This is a genomic window from Paraburkholderia sp. SECH4 (genome assembly GCF_030511745.1).
Classification (GTDB): domain Bacteria; phylum Pseudomonadota; class Gammaproteobacteria; order Burkholderiales; family Burkholderiaceae; genus Paraburkholderia; species Paraburkholderia madseniana.
In genome coordinates this window covers 1-17,258 of sequence record NZ_JALOCP010000009.1, presented here as the reverse complement: position 1 = coordinate 17,258, position 17,258 = coordinate 1, and the positions used below count along the sequence as shown (strand labels likewise).

Annotated in this window: 23 protein-coding genes; 10 read left to right on the top strand and 13 right to left on the bottom strand. The window is 59.5% G+C overall.

What is annotated here, in order from left to right; all coding sequences use genetic code 11:
• Positions 1-15: 15 nt before the first annotated feature.
• Positions 16-1,008 carry a helix-turn-helix domain-containing protein gene (locus M0D67_RS14735; protein WP_266238990.1) on the top strand — a complete coding sequence of 331 codons (993 nt, stop codon included), beginning with the start codon at positions 16-18 and terminating at the stop codon, positions 1,006-1,008.
• A gap of 18 nt (positions 1,009-1,026) precedes the next feature.
• Here M0D67_RS14735 and M0D67_RS14730 read toward each other — a convergent pair whose 3' ends face one another.
• Positions 1,027-1,629: a phosphatase PAP2 family protein gene (locus M0D67_RS14730; protein WP_266238989.1), complete on the bottom strand. Its 603-nt coding sequence runs from the start codon at positions 1,627-1,629 to the stop codon at positions 1,027-1,029.
• 243 nt (positions 1,630-1,872) lie between these two features.
• Between M0D67_RS14730 and M0D67_RS14725 the strand changes: the two genes are divergently transcribed.
• Positions 1,873-2,730, top strand: coding sequence for a GNAT family N-acetyltransferase (locus tag M0D67_RS14725; protein WP_266239138.1), 858 nt, complete (start codon positions 1,873-1,875; stop codon positions 2,728-2,730).
• A gap of 96 nt (positions 2,731-2,826) precedes the next feature.
• Here the strand turns inward: M0D67_RS14725 and M0D67_RS14720 are convergent, their stop codons facing one another.
• From M0D67_RS14720 to M0D67_RS14695, 6 genes are all read right to left on the bottom strand, one after another.
• On the bottom strand, positions 2,827-3,132 hold the full coding sequence (locus M0D67_RS14720; protein WP_154559182.1) for a panthothenate synthetase: 306 nt from the start codon (positions 3,130-3,132) through the stop codon (positions 2,827-2,829).
• 94 nt (positions 3,133-3,226) lie between these two features.
• Positions 3,227-3,991, bottom strand: coding sequence for an arsenical resistance protein ArsH (gene arsH / locus M0D67_RS14715; RefSeq protein ID WP_266238988.1), 765 nt, complete (start codon positions 3,989-3,991; stop codon positions 3,227-3,229).
• Entirely contained in the window at positions 3,991-4,413 is a 423-nt protein-coding gene (gene arsC, locus M0D67_RS14710; protein WP_266238987.1) for an arsenate reductase (glutaredoxin), read from the bottom strand. The genes arsH and arsC overlap by 1 nt, the downstream gene beginning before the upstream one ends.
• 20 nt (positions 4,414-4,433) lie before the next feature.
• Complete coding sequence (gene arsB / locus M0D67_RS14705) at positions 4,434-5,513, bottom strand: ACR3 family arsenite efflux transporter (RefSeq protein WP_266238986.1); 1,080 nt, start codon at positions 5,511-5,513, stop codon at positions 4,434-4,436.
• Positions 5,510-5,836, bottom strand: coding sequence for a helix-turn-helix transcriptional regulator (locus M0D67_RS14700; RefSeq protein WP_168435605.1), 327 nt, complete (start codon positions 5,834-5,836; stop codon positions 5,510-5,512). Before M0D67_RS14700 ends, arsB begins: the two co-directional genes overlap by 4 nt.
• 161 nt (positions 5,837-5,997) lie before the next feature.
• Positions 5,998-6,636 (bottom strand): methylated-DNA--[protein]-cysteine S-methyltransferase, encoded by a 639-nt coding sequence (locus tag M0D67_RS14695; protein ID WP_266238985.1) that lies wholly within the window; start codon positions 6,634-6,636, stop codon positions 5,998-6,000.
• Positions 6,637-6,849: 213 nt separating this feature from the next.
• Between M0D67_RS14695 and M0D67_RS14690 the strand changes: the two genes are divergently transcribed.
• The 3 genes from M0D67_RS14690 (at position 6,850) to M0D67_RS14680 (ending at position 10,302) form a co-directional block, all read left to right on the top strand.
• Positions 6,850-8,220, top strand: coding sequence for a leucine-rich repeat-containing protein kinase family protein (locus M0D67_RS14690; RefSeq protein WP_266238984.1), 1,371 nt, complete (start codon positions 6,850-6,852; stop codon positions 8,218-8,220).
• A 34-nt stretch (positions 8,221-8,254) separates the two neighbouring features.
• Complete coding sequence (locus tag M0D67_RS14685; protein ID WP_266238983.1) at positions 8,255-9,217, top strand: substrate-binding domain-containing protein; 963 nt, start codon at positions 8,255-8,257, stop codon at positions 9,215-9,217.
• A gap of 212 nt (positions 9,218-9,429) precedes the next feature.
• A complete protein-coding gene (locus tag M0D67_RS14680; RefSeq protein ID WP_266239137.1) occupies positions 9,430-10,302 on the top strand; it encodes an ABC transporter substrate-binding protein in 873 nt (290 codons plus the stop codon).
• Positions 10,303-10,368: 66 nt separating this feature from the next.
• Here M0D67_RS14680 and M0D67_RS14675 read toward each other — a convergent pair whose 3' ends face one another.
• Both M0D67_RS14675 and M0D67_RS14670 read right to left on the bottom strand, forming a co-directional pair.
• Positions 10,369-11,211 (bottom strand): transposase, encoded by an 843-nt coding sequence (locus M0D67_RS14675; protein WP_266238982.1) that lies wholly within the window; start codon positions 11,209-11,211, stop codon positions 10,369-10,371.
• Between the two features lie 53 nt (positions 11,212-11,264).
• A complete protein-coding gene (locus M0D67_RS14670; protein ID WP_154559174.1) occupies positions 11,265-11,573 on the bottom strand; it encodes a hypothetical protein in 309 nt (102 codons plus the stop codon).
• Positions 11,574-11,904: 331 nt separating this feature from the next.
• Between M0D67_RS14670 and M0D67_RS14665 the strand changes: the two genes are divergently transcribed.
• From M0D67_RS14665 to M0D67_RS14650, 4 genes are all read left to right on the top strand, one after another.
• Entirely contained in the window at positions 11,905-12,216 is a 312-nt protein-coding gene (locus tag M0D67_RS14665) for a hypothetical protein (RefSeq protein WP_266238981.1), read from the top strand.
• Positions 12,209-12,418 carry a hypothetical protein gene (locus M0D67_RS14660; protein ID WP_154559172.1) on the top strand — a complete coding sequence of 70 codons (210 nt, stop codon included), beginning with the start codon at positions 12,209-12,211 and terminating at the stop codon, positions 12,416-12,418. Before M0D67_RS14665 ends, M0D67_RS14660 begins: the two co-directional genes overlap by 8 nt.
• Before the next feature lie 597 nt (positions 12,419-13,015).
• On the top strand, positions 13,016-13,252 hold the full coding sequence (locus M0D67_RS14655) for a hypothetical protein (protein WP_266239136.1): 237 nt from the start codon (positions 13,016-13,018) through the stop codon (positions 13,250-13,252).
• 136 nt (positions 13,253-13,388) lie between these two features.
• The gene (locus tag M0D67_RS14650; RefSeq protein WP_266238980.1) at positions 13,389-13,988 is read left to right on the top strand and encodes a lytic transglycosylase domain-containing protein; all 600 of its coding nucleotides are present in this window, start codon (positions 13,389-13,391) and stop codon (positions 13,986-13,988) included.
• Positions 13,989-14,194: 206 nt separating this feature from the next.
• Here the strand turns inward: M0D67_RS14650 and M0D67_RS14645 are convergent, their stop codons facing one another.
• From M0D67_RS14645 to M0D67_RS14635, 3 genes are all read right to left on the bottom strand, one after another.
• Entirely contained in the window at positions 14,195-14,575 is a 381-nt protein-coding gene (locus M0D67_RS14645; protein WP_266238979.1) for a DUF4148 domain-containing protein, read from the bottom strand.
• A gap of 67 nt (positions 14,576-14,642) precedes the next feature.
• Entirely contained in the window at positions 14,643-14,984 is a 342-nt protein-coding gene (locus M0D67_RS14640) for a DUF4148 domain-containing protein (protein ID WP_266238978.1), read from the bottom strand.
• Between the two features lie 360 nt (positions 14,985-15,344).
• Positions 15,345-15,788: a cytochrome b gene (locus M0D67_RS14635; RefSeq protein WP_266238977.1), complete on the bottom strand. Its 444-nt coding sequence runs from the start codon at positions 15,786-15,788 to the stop codon at positions 15,345-15,347.
• Here M0D67_RS14635 and M0D67_RS14630 point away from each other — a divergent pair.
• Positions 15,787-16,296 (top strand): DUF1269 domain-containing protein, encoded by a 510-nt coding sequence (locus tag M0D67_RS14630; protein ID WP_266238976.1) that lies wholly within the window; start codon positions 15,787-15,789, stop codon positions 16,294-16,296. The two genes, M0D67_RS14635 and M0D67_RS14630, sit on opposite strands and share 2 nt — an antisense overlap.
• 142 nt (positions 16,297-16,438) lie before the next feature.
• Here M0D67_RS14630 and M0D67_RS14625 read toward each other — a convergent pair whose 3' ends face one another.
• Positions 16,439-16,861 carry a Tn3 family transposase gene (locus M0D67_RS14625; protein ID WP_266238975.1) on the bottom strand — a complete coding sequence of 141 codons (423 nt, stop codon included), beginning with the start codon at positions 16,859-16,861 and terminating at the stop codon, positions 16,439-16,441.
• Positions 16,862-17,258: the final 397 nt, after the last annotated feature.

Below are 17,258 nucleotides of genomic sequence, written 5' to 3'. Positions count from 1 at the left end.
GCGCGGGGGAATGCTTTGACGACCGATTCCGTGGCTGGGGACGCGGCGCCCTCGGCGTGCATTCACAGTCACTTTGATACGCACCGCGAAGCGCCGCGCGAGCAACTGCCCGCGTGGCGGGACCGTCTGGGCCACTTTCTCGACGTGCCGATCTCGCGCTGGCAACTGGCCGATGGTTTCAGCGGCACGATTGACAGCTACAAGGCCGCCGATCTGACGTTCATGGATTGCCGTACAGACCCGGTATCGCAGGCGCGATCCGTTGCGCGGATTTCAACCGATTCGGTCCGCCAGTTCGTTTTTCATGTGGCCGTCGAGGGCAGCATCGAGACCGGAACGGGTCTGTATCCGAAGCGCAAGGCGCTGCAAACGAGGCCGGGCATTCTCGCGCTGGATATGAACCAGCCGATGCATATGGTGCGTAGCGCGTGCCGTGTGCAGGCTTTTTTTCTGCCGCGTGCGCTGGTGGAATCCGTCCTGCCGGAAGCGGAGTCGATTCATGGCAGCGCGATCGAATACCACTCGCCGCTCGCGCGCATGATTCCGGGCCATCTCGCCGACCTTACCCAGAACCTGCACAAGATGAATGGACACGAAGCGTATCGCGCGATGCGCACCTGCGCGTTGTTGATTGCTGCAGCCTTCGGCAAGGAGGCGCGTCTAACCGGCAACGCACGCACGGCCGCTCGCACCGCTATGTTCGCGACGGCGCGCCGCTATATCGAAGCCAATCTGGGGCAGGCGGATCTCACGCCGGAGAGCGTGCTCGCCGCGTCGCAACTTTCCCGGCCCACGTTGTATCGTCTCTTCGAACCCGAAGGTGGATTGGCTGCCTATATTCGCAACCGGCGGCTGCGTGAGGCGGCCGATGAACTGCATCGCTACCCGGGGAAGGCGATCGTCGAGATCGCCTATGGCGTGGGCTTTAATAGCGCGTCGGATTTCAATCGCGCGTTTCGTCGTGCGTACGAGATGTCGCCGAGTGATTTTCGGGCGCTGACCCGGTAGACGCGGTTTCACAACGCCCTATGAGGACAACCAGCCGCGCTCGATCGGCCACGCCAGCAGCTTGCGGTACACCGTGACAAGGCTGCGTGTCATCGTCGCGCCTCCCACTCGCCACAGCGGCGCGATCAGCAGGAACGCCACGCACGCCACGGCGACGGCGCCAACCATGTCAAGCGGGAAGTGGACGCCGACAAACACGCGCGCCCAAGCCACTGCAAGTCCGGACAGCAGGATCGCCATGCCGTAGCGCCTCACGCCGCCCAGCAACAGGGTCAGCGCGATGGTGGCGAAGAGGGTCCCGTGGTCGCTGGGGAACGACGAGTCGGGCGTGTGCTCCAGGAACGTATGGCCGATTCCGATCACGAATGGCCGAGGGTGCGGCCAAACCAGACCGATAATCTGACTGAGCCCGAGGGCGAGCATGGCTACGCAAAATGCACGCACGGCGACTTCACGCTGACGCGCATCGCCGAAGAGCCATATCGCGATCAGCGACAGCGGCACGAGATAAATGACGTAATCGGCAATCATTCGCGCCATGTCGATTTGCCAGGCGGGTGTCGATGGCGTGGCGTTGATCATCAGAAAGAGCGCCTGATTGAACGCTTCGAGTGTATTCATGCGGTGAGGTTTTTGAGGGACGTGTGATGAATCGCGCCCCCGATCTTAGCGGGCCAGGCTTAGGGGAAGCTTAGGCGCGGGCGGAAACGATTGACAGAATCGTCCGGCGCCGGGCCGTGTAATCTGTCGATGCATGTCGGCAAACATGCCGCCGGCATAGGCAAACATCAAACGAAGCCAGGTGGCGGCCACTGCGGTAGCCGCTATGCTTCAGGCGCAGTGAGCGAGGCGATCGTGATGAACCTGGACGAGCACCGTGATTTTATCGTACGCACCATGTCGGCCGACGAAGCAGCGCTGTCGGTCGAATGGGCTGCGGTGGAGGGATGGAACCCCGGCCTGCACGATGCCGAATGCTTTCGCGCCGGGGACCCTAACGGTTTTTTCATCGGAGCGTGGCGCGGCGAACCGGTTGCCTGCATTTCCGCGGTCGCTTACGGCGAGCACTTCGGCTTTATCGGCCTGTATATCGTGAAGCCGGCGTTTCGCGGCAGAGGCTTCGGCATGCGCGTCTGGCAGCACGGCATGGATTATCTGGGTAACCGCAATGTTGGGTTAGACGGCGTCGTCGCTCAGCAGGCGAATTACAGAAAGTCCGGCTTTCGGCTTGCGTATCGCAACATTCGCTTTCAGGGTGTCGTTCAGGCATCCGTCCAGAACGCGACGGGTTCGAACATTTTGAATGCGTCGGCGCTGCCGTTCGAACGGCTGCTTGACTACGATCGCCAGTGCTTTCCCGCCGCGCGTGAGCGTTTTCTCGCGACATGGCTGGGCCAACCGGACGCCACGGCGCTGGCCGCAGTTCGTGACGGTCAGGTTGCAGGATACGGCGTACTGCGTCGTTGCAGAACGGGATGCAAGATCGGTCCGCTCTTCGCCGATAGCGACGAGATCGCGAGCGATCTGTTCGATGCGTTGGCGGCGCGCATGCCGGGCGAGGTCATCGTCCTCGATGTGCCGGAGACCAATGCCGCTGCCGTCGCGCTGGCCGAGCGGCATGGCATGACAAGCGTCTTTGAAACCGCGCGGATGTATACGCAGGACCCGCCCGCTCTTCAAATCGAACAGGTATTTGGCGTGACGTCATTCGAACTCGGGTGATCGGAGCGCACGTCGGCGCCTTTGCGTACGTTGCCGTCTGGGGTGCGTCTTATGAACCGCAGACGGCAAGTCCATCGTTTGATACGAACGTATACGCTACTTCCATTTTGAGCCGAGATTCTCCAGTCCTGCTTTCATCAGGTCCTGCGGCAACATGACGACGCGGAACTCGCAGTCGGCGTTGAACTTCAGAAAAAATGGTTCTGCGAGTGCGGGAATTCCCGATGGATCGTCGAGGTTCACGATGAGTACCGCGCCACGTGTTCCGTTCTGCTCGGTGAAGTAGGCGGCTTCCGGTTTTATGTCTTCAAGTATTCGTCCTATCACTTCGCCGGCGGTGCCATCGCGCACTAGCGTGTTGAACGGTTCGTGCGGAATACGTACGTTGAGTAGCATGCGCATGTCATCCTCCTGGTTGATGCCCAAAGGGCATCTTAAGGATAGGAGCTTTATGCGCTGCGAGCGCCAGGGTTAGCACTGCCGAGTGCCGCCGTCCTCATTCTGTTTCGCTGTCGTCGGTGTCGGCATTGGCGCCCGCTGCTTCATGAACCATCGCGTTGGCCGCCAACGCGCTCGCCGGTTCCGGATGCGCTTCCTTGCGTTCACTGTAGCGATCGGTCAGGTAGTCCGAACGGTCGCGCACCAGCAACGTGAACTTGTACAACTCCTCCATCACGTCAACGACGCGATCGTAGTAGGCGGAGGGTTTCATCCGGCCGTCGGCGTCGAATTCCTGATACGCCTTCGGCACCGACGACTGATTGGGGATCGTCACCATTCTCATCCACCTGCCCAACACGCGTAACGCGTTGACGGCGTTGAACGATTGCGAACCGCCGCATACCTGCATCACCGCGAGCGTGCGTCCTTGCGTGGGGCGCACGCCACCGCTTTCGAGCGGCAGCCAGTCGATCTGATTCTTGAACACCGCCGTGAGCGTACCGTGACGCTCCGGGCTGCACCACACCTGTCCCTCCGACCATTCCGACAGTTTGCGCAGTTCGGCGACCTTCGGATGGTCGGCCGCTACGCTGTCCGTGACCGGCAGACCGTGCGGATCGAAGATCCGTGTTTCAGCGCCGAATTGGCGCAGGATGCGTTCGGCTTCGAGGGTGAGCAGTTTGCTGAACGAAGTGGGACGCAACGACCCGTACAGCAGCAGAATGCGCGGGGCGTGCTGCGAAACCGCGTGCGGTTCGAGTTTTTGCAGATCCGGCGCGTGGAAATGTGGGGCGCTGACGTTAGGCAGATTCCCGGGCATCAACGAACCCTCCGTCCTGCGCTGTCGATCACCTGCTCACCGTCCTCTTTGATAAACGCCCCCTGTTGCGCTGCGGGCAGGATATCGAGAACGACCTCGGACGGCCTGCATAGACGCACGCCGAGCGGGGTGACCACAATTGGGCGATTGATGAGGATCGGATGCGCCAGCATCGCATCGAGCAATTGCTCATCGCTCAAGGACGCCTCCGCGAGGCCGAGTTCGGCATACGGCGTGCCTTTCTCGCGCAGCATGGCGCGCACGGTGAGCCCGGCGCGTTCGATCAGGTCCTTCAGCGTGGCCCGATCAGGCGGGTTCTTCAGATACTCGATGACCTCCGGCTCGATGCCGGCATTGCGAATCATTGCGAGCGTATTGCGCGAGGTGCCGCAATCCGGGTTGTGATAGATCGTAACGCTCATACACGTTGTCCTCGTTGTCCTCATTGTCCTTTAACGCTGTGTTTTGCCTCGTACCAGTGCTGCGAACGATTGACGACGCCGACCACCAGCAGCATCACCGGCACTTCGATCAGCACGCCGACCACCGTGGCAAGCGCCGCGCCCGAATGAAATCCAAACAGGCTGATCGCCGTGGCCACCGCAAGCTCGAAGAAATTGCTTGCGCCGATCAGACTCGACGGACCTGCAACACAATGCGCGACGCCAAGCCGGCGATTGAGCAGATAGGCGAGGCCGGAATTAAAGAACACCTGAATCAGAATCGGCACCGCGAGCATCGCGATGACCAGTGGTTCCTTGACTATTGCCTGCCCCTGGAAGGCGAACAGCAATACGAGGGTTGCCAGTAACGCGCTGATCGAATAGGGCGCGAGATGCGCGACCGCCTGCTGGAAATACGCGTCGCCCTTGGCGAGCAGATGGCGGCGTAGAAATTGGGCGAGGATGACGGGGATGACGATGTACAAGCCGACCGAAACGATCAGCGTGTCCCATGGCACCGAAATCGCCGACAAACCTAGCAGGAGGGCAACGAGCGGCGCGAATGCCACGATCATGATGGCGTCGTTGAGCGCCACTTGCGATAGCGTGAAATACGGGTCGCCCTTGCAGAGTTGCGACCAGACGAACACCATCGCCGTGCAGGGCGCGGCGGCAAGCAGAATGAGACCGGCGATATAGCTGTCGAGTTGATTCGCAGGAAGCCATGGTGCGAACACATGCCGAATGAAAATCCAGCCGAGCAACGCCATCGAAAACGGTTTGACGAACCAGTTTACGAACAAGGTCACGCCGATGCCACGCCACTGGCTTTTCACCTGCGTCATCGCGGCAAAATCGATCTTGACCAGCATCGGAATGATCATCGCCCATATCAGCACGCCAACTGGAAGATTGACCTGCGCAACTTCCATGCGGCCGATCGCCTGAAAGAGTTGCGGAAGAAGTTGCCCGACCAGGATGCCGCATACGATGCACAACGTCACCCAGACGGTCAGGTAACGCTCGAAGAATCCAATCGCCGGCCGTGCGCCGCGCGCCACTGTGCTGGTGGTGCTCATTTTTCGCAGCAGCCGGGGAGGTCGCTCGCGGCGCATGGTGCGCCGGCGCAGCAGTTTTCGGTCAGGAAGCCGATGAGGCCCGTCATTGCGTCGAAATTCGCCGAATAGATGATGAAGCGCCCGTCCTGCCGGGGTGTCACCAACCCGGCATGTGACAGGTCTTTGAGGTGGAAGGAGAGGCTTGATGGGGAAAGTCCGAGCTGCTGCGCGATTTCACCGGCGGCCATGCCATCCGGCCCAGCGACGACCAGCAAACGGAAGATCGCCAGCCGCGATTCATGAGCGAGCGCGCCAAGGGCGCGTACAACAAGGTTCGAGTCCATGGCCGAACGATACGCTGATCGTTTTCACATTTCAAGTATTGTTGAAATGATATGACCGATGAGCGCATAGGCGAGCGAGGCTTGGTTGCATTAGGTGATGTGGCGCATCAGGCGGCGTTGAACGCCGCCTCGTGATGTCACGACCGTTCCATCTAATCCGCTCAGTTGCCGAACAACGAGTGCTGCGTCCCACGGCTCGGCGCCGGGCGTGCTGGTTTCACCGGCGCTTCCCGGACGACCGTTCCCGGAGTCGCGCTTGAAGCAGCAGCCGCTGTGGCAGTCGCAGCGGCATTCGAATCCGCAGCCGCTTCCAGCGAAGTCTGCCCGGCTTCGAGCGACAGAAGAAACATCTTGTTCGCCAGTCCGCCGGCAAAGCCGGTCAGATCGCCGGACGCGCCGATCACGCGATGACACGGCGCCACGATGGAGATCGGATTTCTGCCGTTCGCCGCGCCCACGGCTCGCACCGCGTTGATGTTCCCGATTTGCGTAGCGATGTCCGAATAGCTGCGCGTCTCGCCGAACGGGATCGTCAGGAGCGCCGCCCAAACTTTCTTCTGAAAGTCCGTTCCCTGGAAGTCGAGTTCGAGGTCGAACCGGTCTCTCGTCCCTGCGAAATATTCGTTCAATTGCCGCTCGGTTTCAATCAGGATCGGGCGCTCATCCGCCTCGATCATTTCCGGCAGGTGCACCCGGTTCGGCTTGTCGTTTTCCCACAGAATGGCGGCGAGCCGATTGCCGTTTGCCACGAGTTTCAGCTCGCCGACGGGCGAATTCATTAACTTGTATGCGTATGTCACTTTGCTGGGTTCCTGACTGGCTGGAGACTGAGATGGCTTCATGCGAGGCTGCGAACGCGCTCTGCCATGGCTCCGATACCTGACAGCTTAACCCTCGCCCTCGCAGAGGTCACGCCGGATCTTGCTATCCAATTCCGCGCGCGGCCCGCGACTCAGTAGAATTGATACCCTCGGCGCATCGCTCACTGGCAACCGGAACTCTTCTCTACGACTGTGACAACCACCCTCGAACAACTGCGAGCCGGACAACTGGCGGGTACTCGCCGACTCAAACTGGCGTGCGGGCTGAGCGAATTTCCACGCGAGATTTTCGATCTGGCCGATACGCTGGAAATTCTCGATCTATCGGGCAATGCACTCTCGAGGCTGCCCGATGATTTGTCACGGCTGCGCAAGCTGCGCATCATTTTTGCGTCTGACAACCCCTTCACCGAATTGCCGGAAGTCCTCGGGCAGTGTTCGCAACTGAGCATGGTCGGCTTCAAGGCGAACCGCATTCGCAAGGTGTCGGGTCAATCGCTGCCGCCGCTGCTGCGCTGGCTGGTTCTCACCGACAACGAGGTCGAGGCACTGCCTGCGGAAATCGGCGCCTGCACGCAACTTCAGAAGTTGATGCTTGCCGGTAACCGGTTGCGCACACTGCCCGAGGAATTGGCCGCCTGCTCGCGGCTCGAACTGCTGCGTCTCGCGGCGAATCAACTCAGCGGGCTGCCTGCGTGGCTGTTGCGTTTGCCACGGCTTTCCTGGCTGGCGTTCGCCGGCAATCCGTTCAGCGAAGCGCTGGAGACGGCGGCGCTTACCGATACGCCGATTGCCGATATTCGATGGGATGAGTTGAGACTCGAACAGCGGTTAGGCGAGGGCGCCTCCGGTGTCATTTATCGTGCCGCGCTTCTTGCTCGTCATGAACATGCGAAGAGGCCTGTGGCCGTCAAGTTGTTCAAGGGCGCCGTGACTAGCGATGGATTGCCGGACTGCGAGATGACGGCCTGCATTGGTGCCGGCGATCATCCGAATCTGATTCCGGTGGTGGGCAAGGTGAAGGACCATCCGGCGGGCGCGCATGGCCTGGTGATGGAATTGATCGACCCGCAATTCACGAACCTTGCCGGACCGCCGAGCCTCGAGTCATGCACGCGCGACGTCTACGATGCCGACACGCGCTTCGAGTTGGCCTCGGTGTTACGCATTGCATACGGCATGGCGTCGGCAGCGTGTCATCTGCATCGGCAAGGTGTGATGCATGGTGATCTGTACGCACACAATATTCTGCACTGTGGGCAGGGCCGCGCATTGTTGGGCGATTTTGGCGCGGCGTCGTTCTATGCGACTGATGATCGAGACTTCCGCTCCGCGCTGCAGCGGCTGGAAGTCAGGGCGTATGGTTGTCTGCTCGAGGAGTTGATCGACCGATGCGACTGGGTCGACACGGAAGCGGATATTGCGGCGCGGCTGGTAGCGTTGAGAGAGAATTGCCTGAGCGAGGAGATCGGCAGCCGGCCGCTGTTCGACGAAATCGCTGCCGTTTTGCGGCAGCTAACGGGCGCAGACGATCGGGACGCGGCAGCGTTGGCGGCGGTTTGATCCTTCGTCTGTGTGGTCCAAGGAGAGAAAATCAATGACGCAGAGGATGCGCCGCCGCGTGCTGGTTGCCGGCACGCTTGCTGCGGCAGGCCTGACAGGTACGGCTCGTGTCGATGCCATGCAGGGCGGCAAACTGAAGCTCGCCCTCGTGTTGAAGTCGGTGACTGATCCGTTCACGGTAGCTATGGCGAACGCTGCGCAGAATTATCAGAAGCACTTCGCGCCGCAGTTCGGCTTGACCATTCGCGGCACGGCAACGGAGCACGACACTGCCGTGCAGATCCGGATGGTCGACGAATTGATTAAAGCGAAGATGAACGCGATCGTCATCGCGCCGACTGACTCGAAGGCGCTGACAGCGATCGTGGCGCGGGGGATCAAGGCCGGCATCATCATGGTCACGATCGATAACCCGCTCGATGATGCGTCGCAGGATGCCGCCCACATCTCCGTGCCGTTCGTCGGTCCGAACAATCGCAACGGCGCAAGGCAGGTGGGTGATTATCTTGCGGGGCAGCTCAAGGCGGGCGATCAGGTCGGGATCATCGAGGGCATTTCCGCCGACCGCAATGCGCAGCAACGCACGGCCGGCAGCAAGGACGCAATGAACGCGGCCGGCATGAAGATCGTCGCGATACAAGCAGGCGACTGGGACTACGGGAAAGGACGGGACGCTGCATCGAAGATGCTGGGTGACTATCCTCAGATCCGTGCTTTGATGTGCGGCAACGACAATATGGCGATGGGGGCGGTGGATGCCGTTCGCGATGCGGGGAGAACCGGCGGTGTCTATGTCACCGGGTATAACGGCAGCGACGCGCTCAAACCGCTGCTCGCCGACGGCCGCGTGCTCGCGACGATGAACCAGTTTGCCGATCGGCAAGCTGTGTTCGGCGTCGACGTGGCGTTGAAGGCGGTCACTGAACATAGGAAGCAGAGTGAATTGTCGCGGGTCATTGAAACGCCGCTGCAACTGGTGACTGGCGTGAATCACTGAGGTAAAGAATGCATTGCTCGCTGCGCACATAGCGCCGACCAGGATTGAAAAAAGCAACAAAAGAGACGGCGATAGGAATCTCCCGCACCAGCGGGAAAACACGGTTTGCCAGCATGCATCGGGCATGGCACGATGGGAGGCCGTTCAGGTGGGAGCCTGTGCGAACATGCGTCGATCCGGACGTATCATTCCGTGTCAGGAAATCACCATTTATGCATCGCAGGCGCTTTGTACTGGCTGCGCTGGGTGCTGCAGGCGTCACAGTCGGCGCGCGCGCCGTGTCGGCAGAACCCTTCGATATCGTCTATCCGCGTATTCGTCCTGGCGGCGATGTGCATGCCGCATTTGCGCTCGCTGTCCTGGATCTGGCGATGAGAACGGCGAATGCCGCCTACACGGCGCGGCAGGCCGAAATCGTCATGGAACGTGGCCGTGCGCTAGCCGAGCTTGCGAACGGCCACAATACGATCAATCTGCACTGGACGAGCATGGAAGCGACGGCCGAACGCGGACTGAACGTGGTCCGGCTTCCAATCCATCGCGGGCTGATTGGCTACCGCGTGTTCGTCATAAGAAAAGACCGGCAACGGGATTTCGACAAGGTCGAGCGCTTCTCTGATCTGAAGGCATTCACGTGTGGCCAGGGGCTAGGGTGGATCGACGTCGATATCCTGAAAGCAACGGGTCTGGATGTTCAGACTTCGACTTACGAAACGATGTTCCAGATGGTCCAGAGCGGGCGCGTCGACTATTTTCCACGAGGTGTTGTCGAAGCGTTCGCCGAACTCGAGGGTCGCCAGCACCGTGAGCCTGATCTGGTGGTCGAGAATCGTTTGATGCTGAAGTATCGGTCCGATTTTATTTTCTATGTCGCGACGGGCCACGAAGCCTTGGCGAAGACGATTGAGAAGGGACTCGTGCAGGCGTATCGCGATGGCACTTATTTGAAACTGTTCAACTCCCATCCCTACATTCAGGATGCCTTGGCGCGCACAAAACCCGCGTTCCGGAAGACCTTCCGGCTGGACAATCCCTACCTCTCAGAAGCGGACCGCAGAATTCCGCACGACTACTGGATGAGCTGACGCCGCCGCGGACTGTTGCTCCATTGCGCCTGCGCAACTCTCACGGGCACGGCGCCGATGCGTTGCTCACCCGGACCGGACTTTCCGTTGCCACGAATCGCACTTCACGGCGTTGACATCATCTCTTGCGACGTCGCTTTCCTCATCGATCCACCGCCGGGCCCATTCGAACGCGTACTGCTGCGCAGCCTCGAAGCTCGTGAAGCTCGGACCGATAAGCCCGGAACGGGCGACCCGCTGCGCGTCCCTCACGATCTCGGCCCATCCACGGAACCGGGCGTTCGCCACCCGATCGGCCGCAACGTATATGACGTAGCCACGCGGGTCGGATTCGCGCTTGCCTTGCGAGGCGAGGCCCATCCATGGCGAGGCAGGCCGGCGTATGGATTGAGGGGCGTTCATCGGGGTGCGGGATTCGACGCGATCAGGGACTACATGCGAAGAATCCTGGAGCTGCTGTGCGACTTGAGTGAACGTATCCACGGCATGGGGTGGCCGGCGTGCGCCGTGCGGTGTTTGCCAGGACGCCTGACTTGTCCAGAACACCTTGCGAAGGCCCTCGTCCCTGGATTGACGGTCGATGGAGCGCGGCTGGATATGCTGCGATTCCAGCAGTCCATCCGGACCGCAACGGAAGGTGCGACCGCGGCTCGAAAGAAGCCTGTGCATTCCCGCAAGGGCGCCGTTCGTACGCCATTTTTCGAGCCGTGACCGGCACGTCGGCACCGACGGATAGATGTTCGGTAATCTCGACCAGGGTTCGCCGGTCACCAGTACCCACAGCACGGCATTCGCCACCAGACGAACTTGCGCGCGAGGCCGGCCGCGCTGCCCATGAACGATGGCGTCATCCGACAGAACGGGCGCCAGCAGAAGCCACTCTTCGTCACTGATTTCATTGAACTGCACGCAGTTTCCCCCCATACCAGTTGCGTTACGCGGGTTCGATATCCCCGTTCGCGCTACCCGCTGTTCATCGCCCACGTTGTCATGGCCGACAGAACAAGCAGGTCTTCGACGCAATCCGATAACTCGCAGAGTTCCTGAAATGACGCGGCGTTGGTGTCATGCAGATGGTGTCGTCGGAGATCGCGTAGCGCGTTGCCGAGGCGCCGGATGGCCTCGGGATCGCTGTTCGTCAGTGGCCAGCCTTTTAACAGATACGTCAGCGGCACGACGCTTCTGCTTTCGCACCACAGATCGAACAGGTGGATGCACTTCGCGTTGATATGCTCAACCGCGTTTTCTCGCTCAGACAAATACGGAACCATGGCCACACTCGGGAACAGGACGATTGATGTGTCTTCATCCTATGTGGACAGTTATCGCGGCGCTGTCAGGACATCAAGAAAGATAGGCCGGTCGATGCTGAACTTCGTGTCAGGAAATCCTTATGCGCTGCTTGTGTTTTCCCTGTTGATTCGGCTCAACGGTAGTCTGAACTGACCCACTATGCGATCGGATGCCGCCTCGCCGCCGAATAACGGAAGCTGAATTGATCAGCGCAGCGGTTGGATTAGGGGAATCCTGACATGCGAATCAGCCTTTCCTTAATGAACTATCCGGCGCTCCCGACGGAACCTCCGCTTCAGGCACCTTACGATGACTTCACTTGCATCATGGAGTGCGGACATCGTGGCTGAAAAATCGTTGCGTGGGCTGGTTGGAAAGCTGCTTGGTACGGAATGCCGCCAGTCGGTCCGCGTGCTGTCGATACACCGCTCACGATCTGGCCGGACTCGTCGTGTGTGCCTCGAAGTGCAACGGCCGGGTGGTTCGCTCGCGCTGTTTTTCTTTCGTCACAGCGATGGGATCTGGCATGTGTTTCCGCCCGGAGACGCTCGTCCTTCGATGAGCGCCGCCGTGTTGTCGCAGAACGGCGAGGCAATGGCGAAGGAGGCAGCGCATGGCTGAAGATCTGTCGAATGAATTTTCGCCGGACGAAGCAGGTCTGCGTGCATGGATGTTGGCATGGTACGACCATGCCGTTTCGGTCGGTTTCCTCCACCCGCCGTTCACCCTGAACGACGGGATGGCTGAACGGCTTGAGGGCTATTTCAGAGTGGGACTCACGCCGGCCGAAGGTGCGGAAGCATTTTTCGGCGTCGCGCACTGACTTCGGCACTTCAATATTCCGCAAGGCACGCCGACCTGATCCGCGACTTCTACGCCCAGCTTAGTGACGAGCATAGCCTGGATAATTCGCACGTTATTGCGGCAACCGGCGTGGTGGGCTCAGGGCGGGTAGGGAGCAGAGACGAAGCGTGCATGCTGTGCCAGGAATCAAGGCGTTACTTGCATGCCGCAGTCGAGGTTAAACGCCCCTGTTCAGGTCCCCATTTTTTGCCGCTTGATTGGCTCGCCGTGGCCGTGCGGTCCCCACAGCTCACGATAAAGCTCTGATGATTCTCGTGTTCGCAGGGCGCCGCCACATAGGGATAGTCCCAATCCCGCAATACTTTACGTAGGGTAAGTTTTGAACTAGTCTAAACTGTACAAGCGGAAAACATAATGATCATCATCGAAATTCGATGAATCGAAAAAGACCAGGGTCGATTGTTGGCGAAAGTCCGATCTTCGAACCTTGGCCTGCTGTACGTGAACTCGGCGTAGTGTTCCCGGCAAATTTCGCGTACCAGGGGGAAGGGGACTATCTGTCGGTATGGAGGCAAGCCAAATGAGCCCAATGACATTGAATTCCGCACCGGAGCGTGTGAGATTCGCGCAGCAATCGCTTCGTTCTGTGGTGGAGAAATGGCTTAGGCCAACGCCGGCCGCACCTGCCCGAGTGAGCGACTTCAGTCGAATGGCAATCGGCGGCACGCGCTTCGTGCGCGTCGAGGTGTCGCGACAGGAGCGACGGGTTTCCTTCTTGTTCTTCAGGCACATCGACGGTACGTGGAATGTTTTTCCGCCAGCTACACCGCGTCCGGTGACGAAATTCTATTGAATGATGCCTGTGCCTGCCAAACGGCTGGACGGCCGTCATTTGAGTGTGTCAGCGACGAAAGTGTCCGTCAATGCAGCCCCGTGCCTACCTGGGGAATGCTCATGGTGCGCGGTAGTAATTTTCAGGAACATAGACCATGTTTGCGGACCTGAGCGAAGAATTCATTGATTGGCCACGCGCTATTGCGCACCGCTTCCGCGGTATTGTCTTCGCGGCAATTGTGGTCTTCGGGTCGCTAGCGGGACTGTGTTATGGCGCTGATTCGCAGGTTTGGCAAACGCCCACCCACACTTTCGACGCGCCCCGAGAGGGCACGCCCACAACAGAGGAAATCGCAACTGTTGTGAGCGCCCGCTTTCATATTGGGTTGCCCGAGGCATTGGAAATCGGTCACGCGGTGCTGAACGCAGCCAGGCGCCACACAATCTCGCCGTTCTTATTACTTGCAGTGATCGCAGTCGAATCCAGTTTCGACCGATTCGCGATAAGTGTGGTTGGCGCCACGGGACTCATGCAAGTGCTTCCATCTCAGCACAGAGACCGCGTCCTTCGCACGTCCGATCTGACTGACGCGCGCACGAATGTCCAAATCGGGTCAGAAATTCTTCAGAACTACATAAAAGCGGCGGATGGAAATCTCGAGAACGCGTTATATCGCTATAGCGGCGGCGCCAGGGGCTATGCGCGACGCGTAGTGGATCACATGAGCACAATGAAAGCGGATCTCGGTTTGTAGTCGCGGCTTGGTTTGGGATCGGCTGATGGCGTTCAAGAAGTAAGAGTGAAAGACCATGAGCATCTGAAAAAAACCATGAGCTTCGTACCCTTGCTCTTCTGCAAGTTTTTCTCGTCGTGCCGTGCCAGGCAAACTAACACGGCACACGAGAAGTTAGCACGGGGCGTTTATGAAACCACTTCTGGCGTAGCACGGTGGCGTGTGGCTCAAGAGCCGAAGAAAATATCGCAGAAGCTGACAGGGCCGACGCAGGTCGACGGATTCGAGGGATGCATATCTTGTTTTTTGTGGCCGGAATCGCTCGTGCCTTTCATTTCGGCGCCCATGCCGCTGTCGCTTTTTTGCTGCTGGGGTGTGGCGGCTTGCTGTTCAGCGTCCTGGCCGGCTACGTTCGCCTCCGCAGCCTGGATATCGGCAGGATAGGTCGCGTCATCGCTGGCCGACGGATTGTATCCGGCCTGTTCGAGCCTGATGAGGTCGGCGCGTACCTGCGCTCTGGTGAGCGGGACGGACGCTGACTGCGCAAAAGTCGATGTGGAGATGACGACCGCACTGAGCGTCAGTGCCAGTAGGGTGAGCTTTTTCATGATTGTGACTCCTTCCAACAAAGACCCCGGTTTGCCGGGGAACTAGTGAAGCACGTTGACGTGTGGCTCAAGAGCCGGAATAAATAGTGCAGAAGCTGACAGGTCCAACGCAGGCTGACGGATCTGAAGGAGGCGTCCCCCGTTTGATGCGGCCGGCATCGCTTGTGCCTGACGTTGCAACACCCATCCCACTGTCGCTGTTTTGCTGCTTGAGCCGCGCGACCTGCTGTTCAAAGATCGGCGCAACGTCTGGGTACGACGTATCACTCACGAAATTCAGACCGTTTCGTTCCGCTTCAATCAACTCCTGCCGTACCTGCGCCCGGGTCTTTTCTTGAGCCTGCGCGTTGATCGCAACGCCCGCTGCGGCGGCAAAGATCAGGGAGAATATAATGGTTCGCTTATTCACTTTGGACTCCAATATAAATGACAGGAAGTTGCTGGTTCTGCATCATGAAGCGCGCGGAAAACTCAACCGGGTTCCGTCGGACCACATGCATCGCAACCGACCGGAACCCAGTGATCCAGAACGTTGGACACCGCGTTCCCCTTTTCTCTGTTCGCTTCAATGTGAGGGGATGGAACGCCGCAGTCTTCATCAAGCGTGCTCACACTACGGTATACAGGGAGCGGGCGCCGTTTATTCCCAAAGTTACCAGGGGTGCAGGAAAAAAATGATGCATTGGCGACCGCGTCGCCCAGCAAGCCTACGTTGACGAAAATCTCGAAGGATGCCGGGAGAGGGCGCCTCCCGCGAAGTTTCTGTAGATCAAATTCCCATGCGTCCAGCAACGCCGTCGCGGTCGATGAACTTGTGTTTCAACGCGGCGGCGATATGCGCAATCATCAAGAGCGCAAGCGTCGGCACTAACCCGCGGTGCAGCGTGTCAGTCGGCAAACGCAAAGGTTCGTCCCGACCGATGAAGACCGGCATATCCACCAAACCAAAAAAACTTACTGGATGTGCGCCCGCCAGTCGGTGCACGTAGCCGGCAAGCGGCACCAGGAACAGCAGTACGTACAGCGTTCCGTGCAACACGCTCGCAGAATACGCTTGCCACCTCGGAATGCTGGGCGCAAGTACGCGCGATCTATTCCCGGTCGGTTGCCAGCACGCCAGTCCTTCGGGAATAACCTCACTCGAGTTCCGGTATGGACAAGACACCCTCCCGATGCTTCGGGACTGGTGAGCCACCGTTCGGGAGAAGGACATGAGACGTATCTATTTGCTATTACCGAATGTGCATAGTGCACAGATGATCATCAACGAACTTCTGTTATCGCGGGTCGAGTGGCGACATATCCACGTGATCGCCAATCACAATGTGCCGCTCGAGGATTTGCCAGAAGCAACCCTGGCGCAACGCAGCGATCTGTTGCCCGCCCTCGCGAGAGGGGCGGCGATGGGCGGCCTCACGGGGACGCTGGCCGGACTTGTCGCACTGGCGTTCCCGCCGGCCGGCCTGACGATTGCAGGCGGCGCGGTCGTGGCGATCACGCTCTGTGGCGCCGGCTTTGGTGCATGGACGGCGACGATGATTGGTGTCGATGTACCGAATACGCGGCTCAAGCGCTTTGAACAGGCTATAGAAAAAGGCGAACTGCTGATGATGGTCGACGTCGCAAAAGATCGCGTCGAAGAAATCGAGGAAGTGATCAAGCTGCGTCACGCCGAGGCCGACATCCAGGGAACGGACCCGACGATCCCGGCGTTTCCGTGACGCCGCGTAATGTCATCTGGTTCCATCGCAATGACGTGGTCCGCCGTGATGTGCGGACCAATATGAACGACAGAAAGCTCGTTGTCGTGCGGGGCGGCGCTGCGAGGTGGTGCCCTCGCCCCAGTAGGCTGCGAAGGGCAGGCTATGCAGATTTGCCCCGCTCTGCCAATCCTTTCCGGTGGGTCTCGTCGCGGATATACCAGGCGACCAGCCATGCAAGTTTTGCGGCGCTCGTGCCCGCACAGGTATCGGCCATTTTCTCGAGGCCAAGGTTGAAGGCATCGGCGAGGATGGCGGTCAGCAGCAGCGTCCGCTCGGGCGCTTTCGCCTCGCTCTTCAGGTGCGTGAAGTGGCGCGTGAAGTCGGTCCACTGATCGGCCTCGAGCAGCAGATCCGTGATCTTCACGCGCGGCATCAGGTCGTAGGCCCGCGGCCTGAGCACATTCGCTTCTGTCAGCGTTGCGTCATCCAGTGGCGAGATCCTGGGCCCTCTGTCGTTCAGCTCAACATCAAGCGGTTCGCCCGCTGCCACGAGCCGACGGGTTTCATCGAGCGCTTCGTGCAAACGATCGAGGCGTTCATCCAGACAGCGAGCCGCTGACGTTTCGACGGCCAGCCCCAGTTGGTTCGTCCCGTGCTGCTCGCCAAACGCTGCGCACGGCTTCAGGTATTCATCGAAGCCCCTGACTTGACTCATCTTCATATAGGTCTAAAAACCTATATGACTTTCTTAATTTTCATATCTTACAATTAAGATTCGGCAAAGAACAGGGGTATGTTGGGGGTTTTACCTGGATAAACTCTGCTTGCATCTAGGTCTGACGACTTCTATTATAGGTCTGTAGACCGATATAGACGAGCGGCCGGCCGTCGAACGGATCCACTGGCGATCGCGACCCGGAAGGCGCGCCACCCGGGGCCGGATGCGGAGAACCCGGGAGCGTTTGAGGAGCAGGAGATGG